Genomic DNA, 19,097 nt, shown 5'->3' with positions numbered 1-19,097 from the left:
AGCATCTTTTTCTTACATAATATATAGAGAAAAATATCATAAAAACTTTCTAGTTCAATGCCTTATAAAAAGAAGCCATTATGATTGGGGAAACTCATCATTGTTAAGATTGGTTATCAATACCAACAACGAATGATAGAGATATGAAGGGGACATAAAAATGGAATATAAATACAGAGGAACGTTTGAAGATCTTCAAAAGACAATTTGCGAAGCTGAGTATGACATTATAGAAGCTAAACTTCTACCACATCAATCCCCTGGAACATATCAGATCAAAACTTTCGGTGGAGGAGTCATTATTTGGTTTGAAAAAACAGGAACACTCAGCTTTCGAGGTAAAGACTCCGCGGCAAAAAAGCTAAAAGAAGATTTAGCGAAGCCTATAGCACAAAATTCAAAGACTCCTTCCCCAAAAATCTTTTCGAATACCTCAAATAAAAAAATCTTTATCGTTCACGGACATGATCATGTCACTTTAAAAGATCTTGAACTTTCTCTTCGCAGACTTGAGCTCGAACTATATATTTTACAAAATACTGGCGGTAACGGTTTACCCATCATTGAAACTTTAAAAAAGAAATTTGTAACGATTCTATAGGATTTGGTATTGTACTGCTGACTCCTGATGACATAGGCTATGCTAAATCTGAGGGTGAAAAAACAGCCCAACCCCGTGCACGACAAAATGTTATTCTCGAAATGGGCATGTTAGCCGCCGTTCTTCCTCTTGAGAGAATTGCTATTGTGCAAAAAAAAGGCGTTGAAATCCCTTCAGATATTCGTGGAGTTTACTACCTTTCTTTTGATAAATGCGTAACAGAAGCGATGCTAAAACTTGCTGATCGATTATGTGAAGCTGGATTCACTATAGATGCAAAAAAACTTGCCCTTGCATCACATTAAATTTTTATAACGCTTATCTTTCCTTTTTAAAACGCATACCGTTTGCCTCCAATTTTCTTTAGCAAACAAGACCAATGCGTCAAACAGCGAGGCGGATCTCAAAATTCCAGGATTTTTGCTATGTCCAGGTGTTTTATAAGCACTAAAAGCAAAAAAGCTGACTCGGATTCAGTACTTGTTACTCCCGGAATACTCATGCGAGGGCGCTCGCAACCGGGCGGGGGAAATGCAGGGTAAAAATCTTCATCAAGCCAAAAATCTTCGTAACGACATTTTCATTGATAAATTCGTTGGCAAAAAAATTTGCTTTCAGCGAAAAATGCTGAAAATGTCTCAAAAACAATTAGCTAATCTATTAGGTGTAAGCTCTCAACAAATTCAAAAATATGAAACAGGATTAAATCGTGTGAGCGCGGGGCATTTAAAGGAAATTGCCGATCTCTTGAATGTTCCTATTGCCTTTTTTTATGCTGATCTTGTAACAAAACCACACCCTGCATACCAGCATGATGAAGTCGCATCCAGCAGAGAAGAATACTTCCTTTTGAAAAGTTTTAGAGAACTCAAACCTAGAAAACAGAAGGCAATTTTGTGGTTGATTTCTGATCAGAGTGAAAACTTTTAACAGCATGCATAAGGTGTTCCATTCTCTGTTTCTCCGCATGCACGCGTCTTTTTTAAAAGAGCACCCTTTTATGTGTTGTGGACGCTTTTTGATCTTCAATGATCTGTTCTTAAAGAAGGCTACTATAAATGCTTAAAGATCTGTTTTAACCTCCTCCATTTTTTAAAGGACAAAAATTCCTCCCACAACCAGCAAGAAGCAATTTTGCAAATTGTGATGAGGAGAATAAAAACCATATGTGCATTTATTGTCGTTTAAAGATGATAATTCTTTAATGCTGCTTGAAATCATAAAAGAAAAATGTGAAAACTCTTAAGCTGTGACGAGGAGGAGACATCCATGATCAAAAGAAGCATCAGACTGCTCACCATGGGAATGATTTGGTTTGCACTTTCTGTTGCAAATTCTACTGGAAAGGCTGAAGAATCCTCAAATCTTGAACATTCTCTCAATACCATTCAAGATCCTGCAAACATTAACAAACCTTTCCAACCCCTACAAGCTGGACAATATGATCAAGCTTACGACTATTATGTGCAAGGCTATTATTTGAAAGCCTTCCGTGAAGCGCTCAGGCGTGCTGAACAAAATGATCCCTTTGCACAAACTCTGGTTGCTCGGATTTATATGGAAGGATGTGCTGTTCCTATTGACGGTGCGCGCGCTGCTTTGTGGTTTGGGCGTGCCGCAAAACAAGGTGAACCACAAGCGCAATTGCGCTATGGACTTATGTTATTTGATGGTAATTTTATTGCACAAAACCAAAAACTTGGTGAGGAATTTATTCGAAAATCTGTAGATACAGGCGTAAAAGAAGCTTATTATTATTATGGACAATTGCTTCTTTATAAAGCCTCGCGTGAGAAACAGGCTCTTGCAGGAGTTTTTTCCCAAAACCAAGAAAACGAAGCAATAGATCAAGCACTAAAATGGTTTTTAAAAGGTGCAGCCCTTGGTGATGCTGAAGCGGCTTTTGCTGCGGCAAAAATTCTTTCCCTAGGGACGTTAACACGACCAAAGGATGATCGTAATGCCCGCAGACTTATGGAAGTTGCTGCACAAAATAAACATCTTGAAGCGCAAATTCTTTTGGCACAATGGCTTGTACAAGGCCGTGGAGGAGAAACGGATTTTCAACGTGCTTTTCGTCTGCTTTTAAGCAATGCCACCAATATGATCGCTCCAGCACAGGTTTCTCTTGCCAGGCTTTATCGCGATGGCATAGGAACAAAAGGTGATATAGTAAAAGCAGCAGCATGGTATATGCTTGCAAAACATGCAAAAATACAAGCCCCTGATCTTGAAATGATGCTTGACGGTATGGACTCTGCCCAGCTGGAGGAAGCACGCAAAGAAATCATAAATCTTCTGCCTATTTTTTAACACAAGCTTGAGAAAATAGTATTTTTTGCTTTAAATCCATAAATTCCCACAAAAATCTTTGTGCAAATTTTTAAAATCCTTGCGTCTGAGCACTTTTTATGGTCTTGCAAAGGTTGAAAAGCAAGACTACATAAACACTCTTTTTAGCAGTACTTTTTAGGCTTTTCTCTCTGCAAAGATGATAAATGCTCTCTCTCAAAGGTAAAAAGAGCGCTTTTTGCAAGAATGGAATTGGATAGAGACAATGAAAATTAATGGCAATGAAATTCGACCTGGGAATGTGATTGAACATCAAGGAAGCTTGTGGGTTGCTGTAAAATGCAATGCTGTAAAACCAGGAAAAGGTGGCGCATTTAATCAAGTTGAAATGAAAAATTTGATAGATGGTACAAAACTCAATGAGCGCTTTCGTGCTGCCGAAACGGTTGAAAGGGTACGCCTTGAACAAAAGGATTTTACTTTCCTTTATCAACAAGGTGATGCTTTGATTTTTATGGATTCGCAATCCTATGAACACCTTGAATTACAAAAAGATTTTGTTGGGGAACGCGCTGCTTTTCTCCAAGATGGGATGACAGTAACTGTTGAACTTTATCAAGAAAAGCCGATTGGCATATCGCTTCCTGATCAGGTGAGTGTGACGATTGTAGAGGCTGATCCTGCTCTCAAAGGTCAAACAGTGACAGCCTCTTATAAGCCTGCCATTCTTGAAAATGGTATTCGTATTCTTGTACCCCCTTTTATAAATGCCGGTGAACGTATCATTGTTGACACCAACGAATTGATTTATGTACGTCGTGCAAATGAAAAGGATAAATAAGGGATAAAAGATGCCGCAGTCTGCAATCATGAATGTCATGGTGCAAGCCGCCATGAAAGCAGGACGCTCTTTAGTGCGCGATTATGGGGAAGTGCAAAATCTACAGGTGTCTTTAAAAGGACCATCCGATTACGTAAGCCAAGCGGATCGTAAAGCAGAGAAAATTATTTTCAATGAATTAAGCAGAGCACGACCAAAATTTGGTTTTCTGATGGAAGAATCTGAGGAAATTATTGGTGAGGATTCTCAACATCGTTTTATTGTTGATCCTTTAGATGGCACGACAAATTTTCTTCATGGCATTCCTTTTTTTGCTGTTTCCATTGCTTTAGAAAGTCAAGGCAAAATCGTTGCTGGTGTTATTTATAACCCTATTAGTGATGAGCTCTTTACCGCTGAACGTGGGAGTGGTGCTTTCTTTAATGACCGTCGCTGTCGTGTTTCTGCACGGCGAAGATTAGAAGATTGTGTCATTGCCACGGGCATGCCCCATTTGGGGCGTCCAGGTCATGGAACCTATCTTATTGAATTGCGCAATGTGATGGCTGAAGTTTCTGGCATTCGTCGATTTGGAGCTGCTGCTCTTGATTTAGCTTATGTTGCAGCTGGAAGAACCGATGGCTTTTGGGAAGATAACCTGCAAATTTGGGATATGGCTGCTGGAATACTAATGGTTCGTGAAGCAGGTGGTTTTGTTACGGATAAGGAAGGCGGCAACGATATCTTTCGCAAAAAAAATATCATTGCTGGCAATGATCACATTCGCATCAAATTAGAAAGAACCCTCAAAAAAGGTCTTTAAACCTATAGTCTTTTTTAAAAAGCGGGTAGCGTTAAAAAGCCCTTAGAGAGACAAGCAAAAAGCATCACCACAAACAATAAACGCGCGTTTCAAATACTCCCCAAAGAAAGCCCTGCAAAACAGCTTAGCAAATATTATTGATACAGCTTTTTTCTCAATTCCCCTGCAAACAAGGGGAGAAACGAAATAAAAGAGCCACCAATCATAACCAAACTCTACAAAAGCAGGAACCACACCTGAAACAAGAATTTAGTTCCTTGCCTTTTTCAAGAGAACCTCTCTATATCGCAAGCCGGCATCACCATTATTTTCTCCCCAATGCACCAGTCCTTGGCACTAAAGACGATTATAAGAGGCATTTTATTCCTTGTCTTTAACAGTTTTTACCCACACGCCACCCCCGTTTGTGATAAGCAAATAAAGTCATTTAATTGGTGCAATAGGGCAGAGAACTTGTGATGAGAGAGCTCTCTTATATTCAAAGTTCCGATTCAAATCGCAAAGCGATGATTTATCCTAATAAAAGAATATGTTGGTAAAATGAGTCATTAGCATTATACATAAGAATGCGAATTCTGTTCAAAGGTTTAAGAAACGAACCTGTAACCCTTATTGCCTTTATCTTCTCATAATAAGAACTCTTCAAAGCACTGATCAATCAATGATGATTGCCACGATAATCGCATTTTACAGCTTTATCATAACAATTTATTCAAATGATTATTCCGGTGAAAATTGCAATTTGGCTAAATACGCATAAACGCCGTTTTGTGCAACGAGTTCTGCATGGGTTCCTTCTTCAACAAGAGCGCCTTTCTCCATCACGAGAATACGATCAGCTTTTAAAATTGTTGCCAAACGGTGAGCAATCACCAATGTTGTTCGATTTTGCATTAATCCTTCTAAAGCATCTTGCACCAATTTTTCACTGTTTGCATCTAAAGCAGATGTTGCTTCATCAAGCAGTAACAGGGGTGCATTTCTTAAAATCGCGCGCGCAATACCAATGCGCTGTTTTTGTCCACCAGAAAGCAGAGTACCATGTTCTCCCACTTCTGTATCCAAACCATCTGGTAAGGCTTCAATAAACTCAAGTGCGTTTGCTGCTTTAGCAGCATCAATGATTTGCTCTTCAGCGACATTTTCGGTATCAAAAACAATATTATCGCGTAAAGTAGCGTCAAAAATGGCAACATCTTGCGGAACATAGGAGATTGCACCACGTAAATCTTGTAGAGAGAGACGATTGATTTCCACGCCATCAAAGCGAATTTTCCCACTTGTTGGATCGTAAAAACGAAGGATCAAAGAAAAGAGTGTACTTTTTCCAGCACCTGAAGCGCCAACAAAAGCAACCGTTTCTCCTGCTTTGATAGAAAAGGAAAGAGAGTGCAAAATCTTCTCTTGTGGTCTAGAAGGATAAGTAAAATCAACCTGATCAAAAACAAGAGCCCCTTGAACAGGTTTTGCTAAAGGTTCAGGAACTTTTGGAGCTAAAAGAGTAGGTTGTTCTTGCAATAATTCAGCAAGCCGTTCAGCAGCCCCTGCTGCTTGGATTAATTCTGCACCCAATTCTGATAATTGTGCAAAAGTAGAAGCCCCAAAAATTGCATAGAGCACGAATTGCCCCAATGCCCCACCCGTCATAGTGCCACTCAAAACATCTCGCGATCCAATCCATAACACAGCAACCACACTGCCAAAAACCAGAAAAATTGCAAAACCGGTAAAAAAGGAACGCAAGATTACGGAAGCGCGAGCTGTCTGAAAAGCACGTTCTACCAACTGTGCAAAACGTATAGAAACAAGTTTTTCAGCGGTAAAGGCTTGCACAGTGCGAATGGCACTGACCTGTTCGGTTGCTAAAGCATTGGCATCTGCGATACGATCTTGCGCAGCGCGTGTCCGTGTCCGAACCTTGCGCCCAAAGACAACTAACGGAATAGCCACAAAAGGAATAGCAAGCAAAACAAGGGAAGACAATTTAGCATTGGTAATAACCATCATGACGATTGCGCCGATCACCACGATGAGATGACGCAAAGCCGTAGAAGCAGTTGAACCGACAGCCAATTTTATTTGAGTCGTATCTGTTAAAAGCCGTGAAACAAGTTCACCAGAATGGGAACGGTCAAAAAAAGCAGGAGAAAGTTTCATAATATGCATAAAGACATCGCGCCGTAAATCGGCAACAATCCGCTCTCCCAAAGTGATAACGCAATAATAACGGCAAGCGGAAGCAAATGCAAGCAGCAAGGCTAAGACAAACAAAACAGCGAAGTAAAAATTAATCCGGCCGTGACTTGCAGGAGAAAAGCCATGATCAAGCATTTGGCGGATAGCAATAGGCAAAGCAAGGGTGACAAGAGCCGCAACAGACAAAGCAAGAAAGGCAAAAACAAACAACCAACGATAGCGCACAAGATAAGGAGCGAAAGTTGCAAGCGAAGAGAATGAAGGCTTTGTATAAGAAAATTTTGTAGATTTTTCGGAATGATTAAAAAGATTCATAGGGCTTCGCTCACTTATAAGATTGTTTATAACTCTTGATACGATAATGCATTTGAACACTTGTTTTTTAAAGCGTGCTCAGTTATATAGAAGACACTTTAATCAATTTATCAAAAAGACAAAGCGAGCGCACTTAAAAAGTGAGCAAGTTCCATTTCCTTTTATGAAAGTAGAAAGTTTGCCACATGAAAGCCAATATTCATCCCAACTATCACAGGATTACCGTTGTTATGACGGATGGCACCCAATATACGACGCGCTCTACTTGGGGTAAAGAAGGTGACGTCCTTAATTTGGATATTGACCCCAAAACCCATCCGGCTTGGACAGGTGGATCTCAAACATTGGTCGACCATGGTGGTCGTATTTCTAAATTTAAAAATCGTTTTGGTAATTTGGGCATGTAAAAGCTTTTTTCTGGTTATGAAAAATAAAGTGCTTGCCAACAGAGTGATACGTTATTTTTGATAAGCGTGTTACAGCGTGAAAGCAGTTGATTTGTTTTAGACTGTGAAGATGATGCAACCTGAAAACTTTTATAATTGAGAGTTTTAGTAAAAAGAGTAAAAAATGAGACACCCCGCTTTAAATTAAAGCGGGGTTTTTTACTGTCACAACAAAAATGCACAGCGATTACGCTTAGGTAAACAGGAATTATAAAGAAAAGAAGGTAACATGCTTAATCTGGAGATTGATCCAAGAGTATGAGCCTGAAACAATAGAAGCGAGCAGACGGATCGCGAATTTGCTGGGTAATATCATCATATTTCTACATTTAAAAATCGTTTTGCTCATCTTGGCATGGAATTTTTTTCTGATTATGACAGATAAAAAAGCTTTGTAACGGACAAAAAGTCTGCAAACAAAATCATAAAAATTCCGGCAAGAAAATTGCGCAGTACAGGCAGATAATCTGTTTTAGACCTTGGAATTTCGACTTTAGAAAAATATATTGAGAATGAAAGCACTACAAGCTATAATTTTTCAAACAATAAAATATAATTTTATCCACAAACTTCTCTGTGCAATCAGCAGAGCTTTTTTTTGCTTTTGCAGAAGGGTTATCATGCAAAACTGTTTACAAACATACATAAGACTTACAAATTTGTGCTTATGAAATGTAAATAAAAGTCTCTTTCTGGTGATGATAGCTCTCCTCCAAACTACCCCCATAGACATTTTGAGAATTATCATTGTAAGCGCTATTTATGGTAAGATCTTAAATTAAGTCTGTACAGTTCTGCTTTATGCATCCGCAAAAGAGGTAAATTTTCTCTTCACCACAGCTCTCGTTCAATATCGAACTCCATTATAGTGCCCATATAGCACACACTGGATCATAGATCTGGATTACCGTTCACTACACGCATTTCACAAAAATCTTTTGAGCCTATAAAACCTCTTTCATCGTCTAGAGAATTCTTGCTCTTTGGGATTCAAGCCAACCCTTCAGATAAAGCAATACAGAATGATTAAATATAGAGCGCCTCTTTACTACCCTTGAAATCAGTTTTCTTGAGACTGTTCTATTTTGTTATTTTAAACATTCTTACTTATGAAATCAAAAAAACAACCGCCTGACAGATCAAGGTTGAACTCTCATAACGCCTTAATCAATCAAAAGGAATTATAAAAATACAACATTGAAAATACGACTCTAAAGCGAATTCTTTCATAAGGAATATGTCCATAAAAAAGAGCTTCAATAGAAGATTTTCTCTATAATTTGAAAATCAGTTTGAGAACGGATAGAAGAGACAAATCATGAACCATTATAAATGCAAAAGCAAGACTCTAAAAGTGGTAACAAAGGTTGTGAGAGATTTGCCTTTTTACACCTTAGGTTTTACAGCTTGAACAAAGGTAAGTGTCAGTGCTCACTAGCCGAATAAAGCAGAAAAGAAAACAGCTGTCTGCACCATTGTGTAATGAATTTGTGCTCTATTTAGTATTTCGCCTGCTGCACAAAACTGTTTACTCTGTCTTAACAAACACTCTGTCCCGTTGAGATCCATTATAACACCCCTCCTCAGCAAGGTTAAAACCACCTATTGCCAGTGCCAAAAGAATATAAGAGCCAAAATCAGTGCGAGAGGAGAGATTTTTTAAGGCATTCTCAGGACATCAAACGCCCACAAGCAAAAAGGCACTGCTCCTTACATCTCTATCACTGTCTTGCATCCACGGAGCAAAACCATCTTTACACTTATGAAGGAACGAGCCAGCACCATCTTTTCTCTCTGGCCTACTCGCAATGTTGCAACCCTTGCATTAAGATATTTGATAAGAGGCATTTTACTCTTTTCTCAAAGTATGTTTTTCTCCACAGTCAACCTCTCTTGTAACATGCAAGCCAGTGATTGTAATTGATGTGCTATAGGAAAATTTGAGATGAGAAAATCTTGAAATATTGAGACATTGGGAGATCTCATTCAAGGTAAAAGTGATGAATTATCCTTATAAATTAAAGTGTTATATCCACAGACAAAGCAATTCCTACGCATCGAAAGAAAATCACATGATCACCGGATTTTTAGAAAAACATTTTCAAAAAATTAAATACGGTTTTTCAAAAAGACATCTCTTTACAAGCTCTCAAATCGCATTCTACAACATCAATCATGATGAATAAATGCCGGAAAAAAATCTACAAAGCAAAGCCATTTTCATGTTTATCGAGCAGTAAACACCCCCCTGCAAGTTCTCTTGACTGTGAGAAATTTTTCCACCATTCGATAACTCTCAAAGAGTACGAACTGCCCTTAACCCCGCATATGAGTTAATGAAGCCATATACTGAACGTCCCTCCCCTTCGAGCCTTTAGCCTTTTTACAGCAGGTTGATCGAAAAACATGGATCTTTTTCTGAACATGAACTGTTCTCTCAGTCTCTTCTTCAACAAAGGAAGTAGACACATCTTTGCCATCAACGCACCCTATAGGGCTGCATGCCCTCGAAAAGAACACGGATTCAAACAATTCTTGAAACACCGTTTGTAAAACGGCTTTTTACCTCAAAGCAGCGTTTAATGGAATGCTGATACGATAATCCATCCATCAGCACTTACCGTTCAACAATCGGTCCAAGACCCACTTCACCAACTTCCTTGACATACAAGCAGCATAGCGCGCCAGAGCTTGTGCATTTTGGCTGATAGCCCCTCTTGTTGAGAGAATAATGTGCATCAATAGCAATCGCCGCACGCCATTTCGCAAAAGGGGCTCTTACAAGCATAATAATCCTTTAAACGCTCACACAGAAAATATTACGCCCTTGAGTACTTTGATAAAGCATAAGACTGACATTTTAAACTTAAAAAGCAAAATTCTAACCACATTGAAGGGGCTTTTTATGTTCTTTAAGCACAAGATTTTTCTTGCTCTTTTGTCCATTGTCCCAAAGCAGCAAGGTGGTTCATTCGGGCGCGATGACAAAAAGCCTCCCGTGCAACAGCAACATTTTCCTCTTTCCCACCCCATGCTTTCAAAGCAGCTGCCTGCAACGCTCGCCCATAAGAAAAGGTCAATTTCCAAGGCAATGTCCCCAAAGCATTCATAGCCGACAAATGTGCTGTTGCTTCTTCATCAGTCTGTCCTCCGGAAAGAAAAGCAATTCCAGGAACAGCAGCAGGAACAGTGTTTTTAAGAACATGAACTGTCCTCTCAGCCACTTCTTCAACAGAAGCATTGCGCGCATCTTTTCCATCAATCACCATATTGGGCTTTAAAATCATGCCCTCGAAAAGGACACGGGCCTCAAACAATTCTTGAAACACAGTGTGTAAAACAGCTTTTGTGACCTCAAAGCAGCGCGTAATGGAATGCTGACGGGATAATCCATCCATTAGCACTTCCGGCTCAACAATCGGCACAAGACCGGCTTCCTGACACAAAGCAGCATAGCGCGCCAAAGCTTGTGCATTTTGGCTGATTGCCGCTCTTGTTGGAAGAGTATATGCATCAATGGCAATCACCGCACGCCATTTAGCAAAACGGGCTCCCAAAGCATAGTAATCCTTTAAACGCTCACGAAGACCATCCAACCCTTCTGTAATTGTTTCTTGAGGAAAAGCCGCCAAGGGTTTAGCACCAGTATCGACTTTAATCCCTGGCACAGCACCTGCATCACGAATAAGATCGGTCAACATTTGCCCCGTAGATGCTTTTTGACGCAGTGTTTCATCGAATAAGATAACACCAGAGATAGCGTTTTCCATAGCTTCTTTTGCAGTAAACAGCATTTCACGATAGGCGCGGCGATTCTCTTCAGTGCATTCCACTCCAATGCTTTCAAAACGCTTTCCAATCGTTGCAGTACTTTCATCTGCTGCCAAAATACCCTTCCCTGCACTTACCAGAGTAAGTGCTATATCTTCAAGACGTTCATTCATAAAAAATTCCTCTTTAATCTTGTCTTAACTTCCAAAACTGTGCAAAACACCAGCACATATACTCCATAGCCATGATGTTACATTTTTTAAAACTGTTCGTTCACACGAATCCCTTTAAGCTTGCATGAGAGCGAGAATAGCGGAAAGCATCTTACCTTCCATCCATTCCCCAAAAGCCTTCTCCAGCAGCTGAAAGAGAAGTAAAATCAGCAGCAATACACCATCTTACAAAACTATACCACAAAACTGATCCTCTAAACTTATCCATTAAGCCTGCATAAGAGCGAGAATACCAGGCAGTACCTTGCCTTCCATCCATTCCAAAAAGGCCCCACCTGCGGTTGAGAGATAAGTAAAATCATCAGCAACACCAGCATGATTAAGTGCAAACACCGTATCTCCGCCTCCTGCGATTGAAACCAATTTCCCTGTCAAGCTACATTCTGCTGCATGGCATGCCACTGCAATCGTTCCTTGATCAAAAGGAGACATCTCAAAAACACCAAGTGGTCCGTTCCATACGAGTGTAGCAGCTTTATCGATCACGGCATTGATATGCGCGATAGAGCGTGTACCAATATCCAAAATCATTCCATCTTCAGGAATATCTCCAATATCATAGAGACGATGCGGTGCATCTTTTTCAAAGCGAAATCCAACGATTGCATCGACAGGAAGCAGAAGCGTACATTTGCATTCCTTTGCCTTTTCAATAACTTTTTTTACTGTTTCCATCAACGCATGTTCACACAATGACTTTCCAACACGCACACCTTTGGCTGCTAAAAAACTGTTGGCCATGCCCCCACCAATGACCAAATAATCGACCTTTTCAACCAAATGATTGAGCACAAAAAGCTTACTGGAAACCTTTGCTCCTCCAACAATTGCGATCACCGGACGGGTTGGATTACCAAGACCTTTTTCTAAGGCTTGCAATTCACACTGCAAAGAACGCCCCGCATAAGAAGGCAAAAAATGTGTTATCCCCTCTACCGAAGCATGGGCACGATGAGAGACTGAAAAAGCATCATTGACATAAAGATCTCCATTATGAGCAAGAGCCTCAGCAAAAGAACCAGCATTTTTTTCTTCCCCTGAATGAAAGCGAACATTTTCAAGCAATAAAACACCGCCATTTTGTAAGGATTGAACGGCTGTCTGTGCAGCTTCACCAATACAATCTGATGCAAAATTCACCGTTTGTCCGATTATTTTTTCCAACACTTGCACAACGGGACGCAACGAAAATTCTGGCTCCACTTGTCCCTTAGGGCGCCCACAATGGGAAAGAAGAATAAGTTTAGCACCACACCTTTGCAATTCAATGAGCGTTTCTTTATGTCGTTTAAGACGCGTATCATCGCAAACTTTTCCTTGCGCCATTGGGACATTAAAATCCACCCGCACAAGAACACGTTTCCCTGCCACATCAACATCATCAAGTGTACGAAAACCCATCACTGCTCCCTCTTCACTTTCTGTTGTTTCAAACAAAAACGCACCTGTTCACTTCTTATCTTAGGCAATTTTCTCTTCATCTTCCATCAAAGAAAAAGCTTCCTTTATTCTCTGTCACTCTTCCGTACAACAACAGGTTTCTCAGTTGACATCAACAACATCAACTCTATGAAAGCCCATCAATCTCTTCTCTTCACTTTCTGTTGTCTCAAACAAAAACGCATTCATTTAAACTTTTTCTGCCTTTGAGTCTTTTTTTACTTTTATACAAAAAAGATGTGCATCTGTATTTTCAAAACTTTATCTCATTGAAAATGAGCGTTTTTCGTCTTTTTCCTTTCAGACAATGAAAAAAACCACCAAAATTGTACCTAAAAAGGACAAATTCTCAATAACTTAAGCAGCATTTTCCTTACACGCTAAGAGAAACCTCACCTGTTTTTTTTCAAAAAGAATGCATCTTCATTTTTTATCATAAACTTGACTTTTTTATAAAAAGAGGACCAGCAGGTCCTCTCATTTTATAGTGTTTTAGCAAAAGCCACAGCCGTATCAGCCATACGGTTTGAGAAACCCCACTCATTATCATACCACACGAGAACACGACAGAGCTGACCATCGATAACCTTAGTTTGATCATTATGAAAAATAGCCGAATGCGGATTATGGTTAAAATCACAACTCACAAGCTTTTCGTCAGTATAATCCAAAACTCCCTTGAGTGAGCCTTGTGCAGCCGTGCGAATAGCGGTGTTAATTTCTTCCACCGTTGTGGAACGCTTAGCGGTAAACGTTAAATCAATAACAGAAACATTCGGCGTTGGAACACGAATTGAGACGCCGTCAAGCAACCCTTTCAATTCTGGCAACACCAATCCCACAGCCTTCGCTGCCCCTGTTGAGGTAGGGATCATAGAAAGAGCTGCCGCACGTGCACGATAAAGATCACGATGCATTGTATCCAACACAGGTTGATCACCGGTATAAGAATGGATTGTTGTCATAAAGCCCTTTTCAATACCAACAGTATTGTGCAAAACTTGTGCAACAGGGGCCAAACAATTGGTTGTACAAGAAGCATTTGAAATAACGCGGTGCTCTTTTCTCAAAGACTGATGATTCACGCCATAAACCACTGTGAGATCTGCGCCTTCTGAGGGTGCAGAAACAAGAACACGCTTTGCTCCCGCATCCAAATGAGCACTTGCTTTATCACAAGCAGTAAAAAGACCCGTACACTCCAAAGCAATATCAATATCCAAAGCCTTCCAAGGCAATTGTGCTGGATCACGCTGTGCGAACACCTTGATCAAACCAGAACCGATATCAATGGCATCCCCAATAACCTGAACAGTGCCTGGGAAACGCCCATGAACGGAATCATAGCGCAACAAATGAGCATTGGTTTCCACCGATCCCAAATCATTAACGGCCACAACTTCAATATCTTGTCTTCCACTTTCCATAATGGCACGCAAAATATTGCGTCCAATACGACCAAACCCATTAATTGCAACGCGAACACTCATTTGACATTTTCCTTATCGATTTTTCAGAGCACAACAGAGGTACACTAGTTCCAAGCACCCCCAAATCATTCACTTCTAAAACCTTAATATTTTCACATTCAACGATAAACAGACAAACTCTTGCCTACAAGAGGTTTACATCTATTTATTGCAAGAGAGACACGCATTTCACATTGACCTCGCCGATTTTTTATAGCACGACATAGATGTCTTTATTTCGATCCTTTCCGAATCACCAATAATCATTGGTTTACTTTCCACAATGGCATAAAAACGACCACCCCCAAAATGATCAAAACGGTTCATGGCACCATGAACACTCATTTGACAGTTTCCTTATTGATTTCTTCAAGCTTTTTTTCAACAGCAGCAACCACATTCTCACAGGTGATGCCGAAATGTTTATAAAGCGCATCAATGGTGCCACTAGCACCAAATCCTTGCATACCAATAAACACTCCATCACAACCGATAAAACGCTCCCAACCTTGCCGAATTGCAGCTTCAATGGCAATTTTAATCGGTGCATCACCAATGAGAGCGCTCTGATAGGAAAGAGATTGCTGTGCAAAGAGTTCAAAACAAGGCACAGACACCACACGCGTTGGAACACCCTTTTCTTCTAAAACTGCATGTGCTTGTACAGCAATTTGCAATTCTGAACCGGAAGCAAACAAGGTAACTTTCGCATCATCACTTGCTGTGAGTAATTCATAAGCACCGAGCATACAAAGATTTTCTTCCTCATATTCCTGGCGTAAAAGTGGTAAATTTTGTCTACTCAAAGCCAAGGTAGAGGGCGTCCCCCGTGTTTTCAAAGCCAATTGCCAACACTCGACAGTCTCCATAGCGTCAGCAGGACGGAAAACAAGATGATTAGGAAGCGCACGCAAAGAAGCCAAATGCTCCACCGGTTGATGGGTCGGTCCATCCTCACCAAGACCAATAGAATCATGGGTCATAACATAAATGACCCGCACCCCCATAAGAGAAGACAAACGCATTGCGGGACGCATATAGTCGGAAAAACATAAAAAGGTTCCGCCATAAGGAATGAAGCCTCCATAAAGGGCAAGACCATTCATCACAGCTCCCATGGCATGTTCGCGAATTCCATAATGCAGATAACGCCCTGAAAAATTCTCAGCAGAAATCGCTTTCATCTGACTGCTTTTGGTATTATTCGATCCGGTCAAGTCAGCAGATCCACCAATCGTCTCACTCACGACTTCATTGATCACTTCAAGAGCCATTTCCGAAGCTTTACGGGTGGCGACACACGGACACTCCTCAACCAGTTTCTTTTTATAAGCATCGATAGCACCATCAAATCCGCTCAAGAGATCACCACGCATTAATCTTTCAAACTCCACGCGTTCTGAGAGTTGTAGAGCGGCAAATTTTTCTTTCCACTTTTGTCGTTTTTTAGCGGCATTGAGACCAGCCAAGCGCCAATTATCGAGGATATCGGCTGGAATAACAAAAGGCTCTGCCTCCCACCCCAAAGCGATACGTGTCTCAGCAATTTCTGATGCGCCAAGAGGCGCTCCATGCACTTTATTGGTTCCAGCTTTATTAGGAGCTCCAAAACCAATGGTTGTTTTACAAGCGATCAAAGTTGGTTTATCGGAATTTTGTGCTGCCTCAATAGCCTGTGCGATTGCTGCTTGATCATGTCCATCGACTTTGAGGGTATTCCAACCAGAAGCCTTAAAACGGGCTATTTGGTCTGTACTATCAGCCAGGGAGATTTCTCCATCGATGGAAATGTTATTATCGTCCCACAAGACGATAAGCTTATGGAGTTTCAAATGTCCAGCAAGGGAAAGAGCTTCTTGTGAAATCCCTTCCATGAGACACCCATCGCCAACCAGCGCGTAAGTGTAATGGTTGATGAGATCACCAAAACGTGCATTAAGCAGGCGCTCTCCCAGTGCCATTCCCACGGCATTAGCCAATCCTTGTCCCAGTGGCCCAGTGGTTGTCTCGATTCCGGCAGCATGGTCATATTCTGGATGCCCAGCAACCTTAAAACCTATTTGTCGGAAATTTTTGAGATCTTCAAGGGAAATATCTTCATAACCAGAAAGATACAAGAGCGCATAAAGCAACATAGAGCCATGGCCAGCGGACAATACAAAACGATCACGGTTAGGCCAATGAGGATTTTTGGGATCATGAGCAAGAAATTTTGTATAAAGGACGGTAGCAATATCGGCTGCCCCCATTGGCAAACCCGGATGACCAGAATTTGCTTTTTCAATCGCATCAATAGCAAGAAAACGGATAGCATTCGCCATCTGCTTCTGTTGTTCGATATTTGTCATAAATGATAGACCACTTTGTTAAACGCGTTATTTTGTTGTTCTTTCATATTCTCTTCAATTTTCTGAGAAATATTTTTCAGTGTATTTCAATTGTCAGCGTGAGACCTTTTGCGATCAGTTCAGTAACAGTCCCCTCACACATCCTTTATGCACATATCATTTATGCCAATACTGTCAAAAAATCCAGCTTTTAATTAACAGCTATCCCCTGCTTTACTTGCTAAAATGTCCTACATACTTAAAAATGAACTTTTCACAAGAAAAGAAAAGGAGTGATTCGTTTTTGCATAAAGAATTAATAAAGGATACACTTACTTAAAGGATGTAAATATCATGAACCAAGAGACTACGGTTCTATCACAAACTTTAGAGCAATTGGAAAAAGCCCTCAGAACCTTAGAAATCGCTATTATAAACCGCAATGCGGTTATTGATAAAAACAATGAATGGGAAGAAGAAATTCAACGAATGAACGCGGATCGCAGCCGTCTTGCCCAAGCACTTGATAAATCTGAAGCGCAAGTTGAGCGGCTAGAAGCAGTAAATAAAGAAGTTTCTAAACGTTTAATTAAAGCAATGGAAACGATTCGTGTCGTAATTGACAGATAAAGGTTTAAAGACATGGAAACGGTTTCCGTCACCATTGATGGTAAAGTTTATCGTATGGCTTGCGATAAAGGGCAAGAACGCCATCTCACTGAGCTTGCGGCTCGATTAGACCAATATATCACACATCTGAAGAAAAATTTTGGTGAAATTGGTGACCATCGTTTATCAGTTATGGCTGGCATTATGATTCTTGATGAAATGGAAGAAATAAAAAGAGAAAATAAAAAGTTACAAGAAGACTACGAATCTCTTTTACAACTTCATAATGAAAGAGAGCAGGCGATGGGAAGAATTATGCGCGACACAACAAAGCGCATTGAAAAGCTTACCAGCCAATTACTCAAAGATGAGCAAAACAGTCTTGTTCCGCAAGAACAGGAAGATCTCTAAACGCATTATTCCTCTTCAATAAACCAGCGCTATAACACTCAAAGACCAGTATAAATGAGCATAATTATAATTGTCGGTGCATGATTGTCAAAAAATCGCCTCAATCGCAATAACTGCAAACAAACAGCGTGTCTTCTAAAAAAAAAGAGACAAGTGCATGCGCCCTTCATGAACGAGCGTAATTTTATGCAAAATTTCTTACCATGAGAGAGTATACAAGAACCTCCTCTGCAGTGCGATTTTTACACTGTGAAACTACAAATCAACATCAAAAATGCCTGCGAACATCATCATTATCCATTATGATATTGATAAGCACCCCATATCGCCACAACTCTTGCCTTTCAGCGCTTGAGAGACTCTCTTTTTACTTTTTGTTCAAACGAGTTCTCTTTACACGTCGATTTCCTCTTAAATAAATAAACAAGTATATTCTATTTGCCAGAGAATATTACTGCTTATTCTACAACCTCCACCATGGTAACAACAGAAACATACGAACGATTATTCGCTTTCTTTTGAAAAGAAACCATTCCATTGGAGAGTGCAAAAAGAGTATGATCCCTCCCTATACCGACATTGCTACCAAGGTGTGTGCGTACCACGCTGACGAACAAGAATATTTCCAGCAATAACAGCTTCACCGCCAAATTTTTTAACGCCAAGACGTTTCGATTCTAAATCGCGATCATTACGCGAGAACCCACCAGCTTTTTTATGTTCCATAGATATTTTCCTGTAATATTCTTGACTCTTTGATGCTACAGCAGTTTGTTTCTGTGATGCAGACTTTTTCTCAGAAATTTTTTTGCAGTTTTTTAAACAGAAGTCGCTGTTTTCGTTTCCTGTGTTGTTTCCTTCACTACAGCAGCTTCTTCTTGGCTTTGCAGCTGCTTTTTGAGGCTTTAAACCACCCGTTAAAATTTCTAAAATACGAAATATCGTTATTTCTTGGCGGTGACCACGCGTGCATTTTAAATTCTAACGGCAGAGCTTTTTAAATGCGATAACCTTACACGCATGGAGCTGCTCTATAATTTCAAGCCATAACCAAAGCATCGGCAACAACAGCTGCACCAATAACTGCCTTATCTTCTTGTACAACCATCAATATATTATTCAACCCAACAACTCTAGAGGCAATTTTTTGTTTGTGCATACAAGAATTTGAAAGAAGAAAAAACTGCTTGGTCAAGACTGTTCTAAAAAGAGAAATCGCATCGGTCTCTGTTAACTCAGGAATAGGATACTACGCCCCAACCAGAACCGCAGAGATATGGACTCTTATTCAATTGATGAAACGAGGAGCCCATCCTCAATACTACTGACAAAAGAATAAAACAC

Annotated in this window: 17 protein-coding genes and 1 pseudogene; 9 read left to right on the top strand and 9 right to left on the bottom strand. The window is 40.3% G+C overall.

What is annotated here, in order from left to right; translation table 11 throughout:
* Positions 1-160 precede the first annotated feature (160 nt).
* From BN200_RS09970 to BN200_RS03835, 6 genes are all read left to right on the top strand, one after another.
* Entirely contained in the window at positions 161-601 is a 441-nt protein-coding gene (locus tag BN200_RS09970) for a hypothetical protein (protein WP_341871741.1), read from the top strand.
* Positions 583-906 carry a TIR domain-containing protein gene (locus BN200_RS09965; protein ID WP_341871743.1) on the top strand — a complete coding sequence of 108 codons (324 nt, stop codon included), beginning with the start codon at positions 583-585 and terminating at the stop codon, positions 904-906. Before BN200_RS09970 ends, BN200_RS09965 begins: the two co-directional genes overlap by 19 nt.
* A 226-nt stretch (positions 907-1,132) precedes the next feature.
* A complete protein-coding gene (locus tag BN200_RS03850) occupies positions 1,133-1,531 on the top strand; it encodes a helix-turn-helix domain-containing protein (protein WP_019221152.1) in 399 nt (132 codons plus the stop codon).
* 339 nt (positions 1,532-1,870) lie between these two features.
* A complete protein-coding gene (locus BN200_RS03845; protein WP_019221151.1) occupies positions 1,871-2,914 on the top strand; it encodes a tetratricopeptide repeat protein in 1,044 nt (347 codons plus the stop codon).
* Between the two features lie 244 nt (positions 2,915-3,158).
* On the top strand, positions 3,159-3,734 hold the full coding sequence (gene efp / locus BN200_RS03840) for an elongation factor P (RefSeq protein WP_019221150.1): 576 nt from the start codon (positions 3,159-3,161) through the stop codon (positions 3,732-3,734).
* Between the two features lie 10 nt (positions 3,735-3,744).
* Positions 3,745-4,536: an inositol monophosphatase family protein gene (locus BN200_RS03835; protein ID WP_019221149.1), complete on the top strand. Its 792-nt coding sequence runs from the start codon at positions 3,745-3,747 to the stop codon at positions 4,534-4,536.
* Between the two features lie 720 nt (positions 4,537-5,256).
* On the opposite strand, the gene BN200_RS03825 is transcribed toward BN200_RS03835, so the two are convergent.
* Entirely contained in the window at positions 5,257-7,047 is a 1,791-nt protein-coding gene (locus BN200_RS03825; protein ID WP_019221147.1) for an ABC transporter transmembrane domain-containing protein, read from the bottom strand.
* A 185-nt stretch (positions 7,048-7,232) separates the two neighbouring features.
* Here BN200_RS03825 and rpmE point away from each other — a divergent pair, with 185 nt between their 5' ends.
* A complete protein-coding gene (rpmE, locus tag BN200_RS03820; protein WP_019221146.1) occupies positions 7,233-7,454 on the top strand; it encodes a 50S ribosomal protein L31 in 222 nt (73 codons plus the stop codon).
* Between the two features lie 2,656 nt (positions 7,455-10,110).
* On the opposite strand, the gene BN200_RS09145 is transcribed toward rpmE, so the two are convergent.
* From BN200_RS09145 to tkt, 6 genes are all read right to left on the bottom strand, one after another.
* Entirely contained in the window at positions 10,111-10,281 is a 171-nt protein-coding gene (locus tag BN200_RS09145) for a hypothetical protein (RefSeq protein WP_019221140.1), read from the bottom strand.
* 124 nt (positions 10,282-10,405) lie between these two features.
* Entirely contained in the window at positions 10,406-11,437 is a 1,032-nt protein-coding gene (locus tag BN200_RS03810; RefSeq protein ID WP_019221139.1) for a class I fructose-bisphosphate aldolase, read from the bottom strand.
* Positions 11,438-11,704: 267 nt separating this feature from the next.
* Positions 11,705-12,898 (bottom strand): phosphoglycerate kinase, encoded by a 1,194-nt coding sequence (locus BN200_RS03805; protein ID WP_195886761.1) that lies wholly within the window; start codon positions 12,896-12,898, stop codon positions 11,705-11,707.
* Between the two features lie 521 nt (positions 12,899-13,419).
* Positions 13,420-14,427 (bottom strand): type I glyceraldehyde-3-phosphate dehydrogenase, encoded by a 1,008-nt coding sequence (gene gap / locus BN200_RS03800; RefSeq protein ID WP_019221137.1) that lies wholly within the window; start codon positions 14,425-14,427, stop codon positions 13,420-13,422.
* A gap of 168 nt (positions 14,428-14,595) precedes the next feature.
* A complete protein-coding gene (locus BN200_RS09140; RefSeq protein ID WP_019221136.1) occupies positions 14,596-14,751 on the bottom strand; it encodes a hypothetical protein in 156 nt (51 codons plus the stop codon).
* The gene (gene tkt, locus BN200_RS03795) at positions 14,748-16,754 is read right to left on the bottom strand and encodes a transketolase (protein ID WP_019221135.1); all 2,007 of its coding nucleotides are present in this window, start codon (positions 16,752-16,754) and stop codon (positions 14,748-14,750) included. Before tkt ends, BN200_RS09140 begins: the two co-directional genes overlap by 4 nt.
* A gap of 333 nt (positions 16,755-17,087) precedes the next feature.
* Between tkt and BN200_RS03790 the strand changes: the two genes are divergently transcribed.
* Together BN200_RS03790 and BN200_RS03785 are read left to right on the top strand one after the other, a co-directional pair.
* Positions 17,088-17,363 carry a DUF4164 domain-containing protein gene (locus BN200_RS03790; RefSeq protein WP_019221134.1) on the top strand — a complete coding sequence of 92 codons (276 nt, stop codon included), beginning with the start codon at positions 17,088-17,090 and terminating at the stop codon, positions 17,361-17,363.
* Between the two features lie 12 nt (positions 17,364-17,375).
* Positions 17,376-17,753: a cell division protein ZapA gene (locus BN200_RS03785; RefSeq protein WP_019221133.1), complete on the top strand. Its 378-nt coding sequence runs from the start codon at positions 17,376-17,378 to the stop codon at positions 17,751-17,753.
* 458 nt (positions 17,754-18,211) lie between these two features.
* On the opposite strand, the pseudogene rpmA reads toward BN200_RS03785, so the two are convergent.
* Both rpmA and BN200_RS09960 read right to left on the bottom strand, forming a co-directional pair.
* A pseudogene (rpmA, locus tag BN200_RS03780) lies at positions 18,212-18,479 on the bottom strand (50S ribosomal protein L27).
* A gap of 313 nt (positions 18,480-18,792) precedes the next feature.
* Entirely contained in the window at positions 18,793-18,948 is a 156-nt protein-coding gene (locus BN200_RS09960; RefSeq protein WP_341871740.1) for a hypothetical protein, read from the bottom strand.
* Positions 18,949-19,097: the final 149 nt, after the last annotated feature.

The sequence above is a fragment of the Bartonella senegalensis OS02 genome, from assembly GCF_000312545.1.
In the GTDB taxonomy this organism is placed as follows: domain Bacteria; phylum Pseudomonadota; class Alphaproteobacteria; order Rhizobiales; family Rhizobiaceae; genus Bartonella; species Bartonella senegalensis.
This window is presented reverse-complemented; position numbering and strand designations above follow the sequence as displayed.

Coding starts and splice junctions, on each gene's coding strand:
- BN200_RS09970 (WP_341871741.1), top strand. CDS start 161: ATGGAATATAAATACAGAGGAACGTTTGAAGATCTTCAAAAGACAATT.
- BN200_RS03850 (WP_019221152.1), top strand. CDS start 1,133: ATGCAGGGTAAAAATCTTCATCAAGCCAAAAATCTTCGTAACGACATT.
- BN200_RS03845 (WP_019221151.1), top strand. CDS start 1,871: ATGATCAAAAGAAGCATCAGACTGCTCACCATGGGAATGATTTGGTTT.
- efp (WP_019221150.1), top strand. CDS start 3,159: ATGAAAATTAATGGCAATGAAATTCGACCTGGGAATGTGATTGAACAT.
- BN200_RS03835 (WP_019221149.1), top strand. CDS start 3,745: ATGCCGCAGTCTGCAATCATGAATGTCATGGTGCAAGCCGCCATGAAA.
- BN200_RS03825 (WP_019221147.1), bottom strand. CDS start 7,047: ATGAATCTTTTTAATCATTCCGAAAAATCTACAAAATTTTCTTATACA.
- rpmE (WP_019221146.1), top strand. CDS start 7,233: ATGAAAGCCAATATTCATCCCAACTATCACAGGATTACCGTTGTTATG.
- BN200_RS09145 (WP_019221140.1), bottom strand. CDS start 10,281: ATGCTTGTAAGAGCCCCTTTTGCGAAATGGCGTGCGGCGATTGCTATT.
- BN200_RS03810 (WP_019221139.1), bottom strand. CDS start 11,437: ATGAATGAACGTCTTGAAGATATAGCACTTACTCTGGTAAGTGCAGGG.
- BN200_RS03805 (WP_195886761.1), bottom strand. CDS start 12,898: ATGGGTTTTCGTACACTTGATGATGTTGATGTGGCAGGGAAACGTGTT.
- gap (WP_019221137.1), bottom strand. CDS start 14,427: ATGAGTGTTCGCGTTGCAATTAATGGGTTTGGTCGTATTGGACGCAAT.
- BN200_RS09140 (WP_019221136.1), bottom strand. CDS start 14,751: ATGAGTGTTCATGGTGCCATGAACCGTTTTGATCATTTTGGGGGTGGT.
- tkt (WP_019221135.1), bottom strand. CDS start 16,754: ATGACAAATATCGAACAACAGAAGCAGATGGCGAATGCTATCCGTTTT.
- BN200_RS03790 (WP_019221134.1), top strand. CDS start 17,088: ATGAACCAAGAGACTACGGTTCTATCACAAACTTTAGAGCAATTGGAA.
- BN200_RS03785 (WP_019221133.1), top strand. CDS start 17,376: ATGGAAACGGTTTCCGTCACCATTGATGGTAAAGTTTATCGTATGGCT.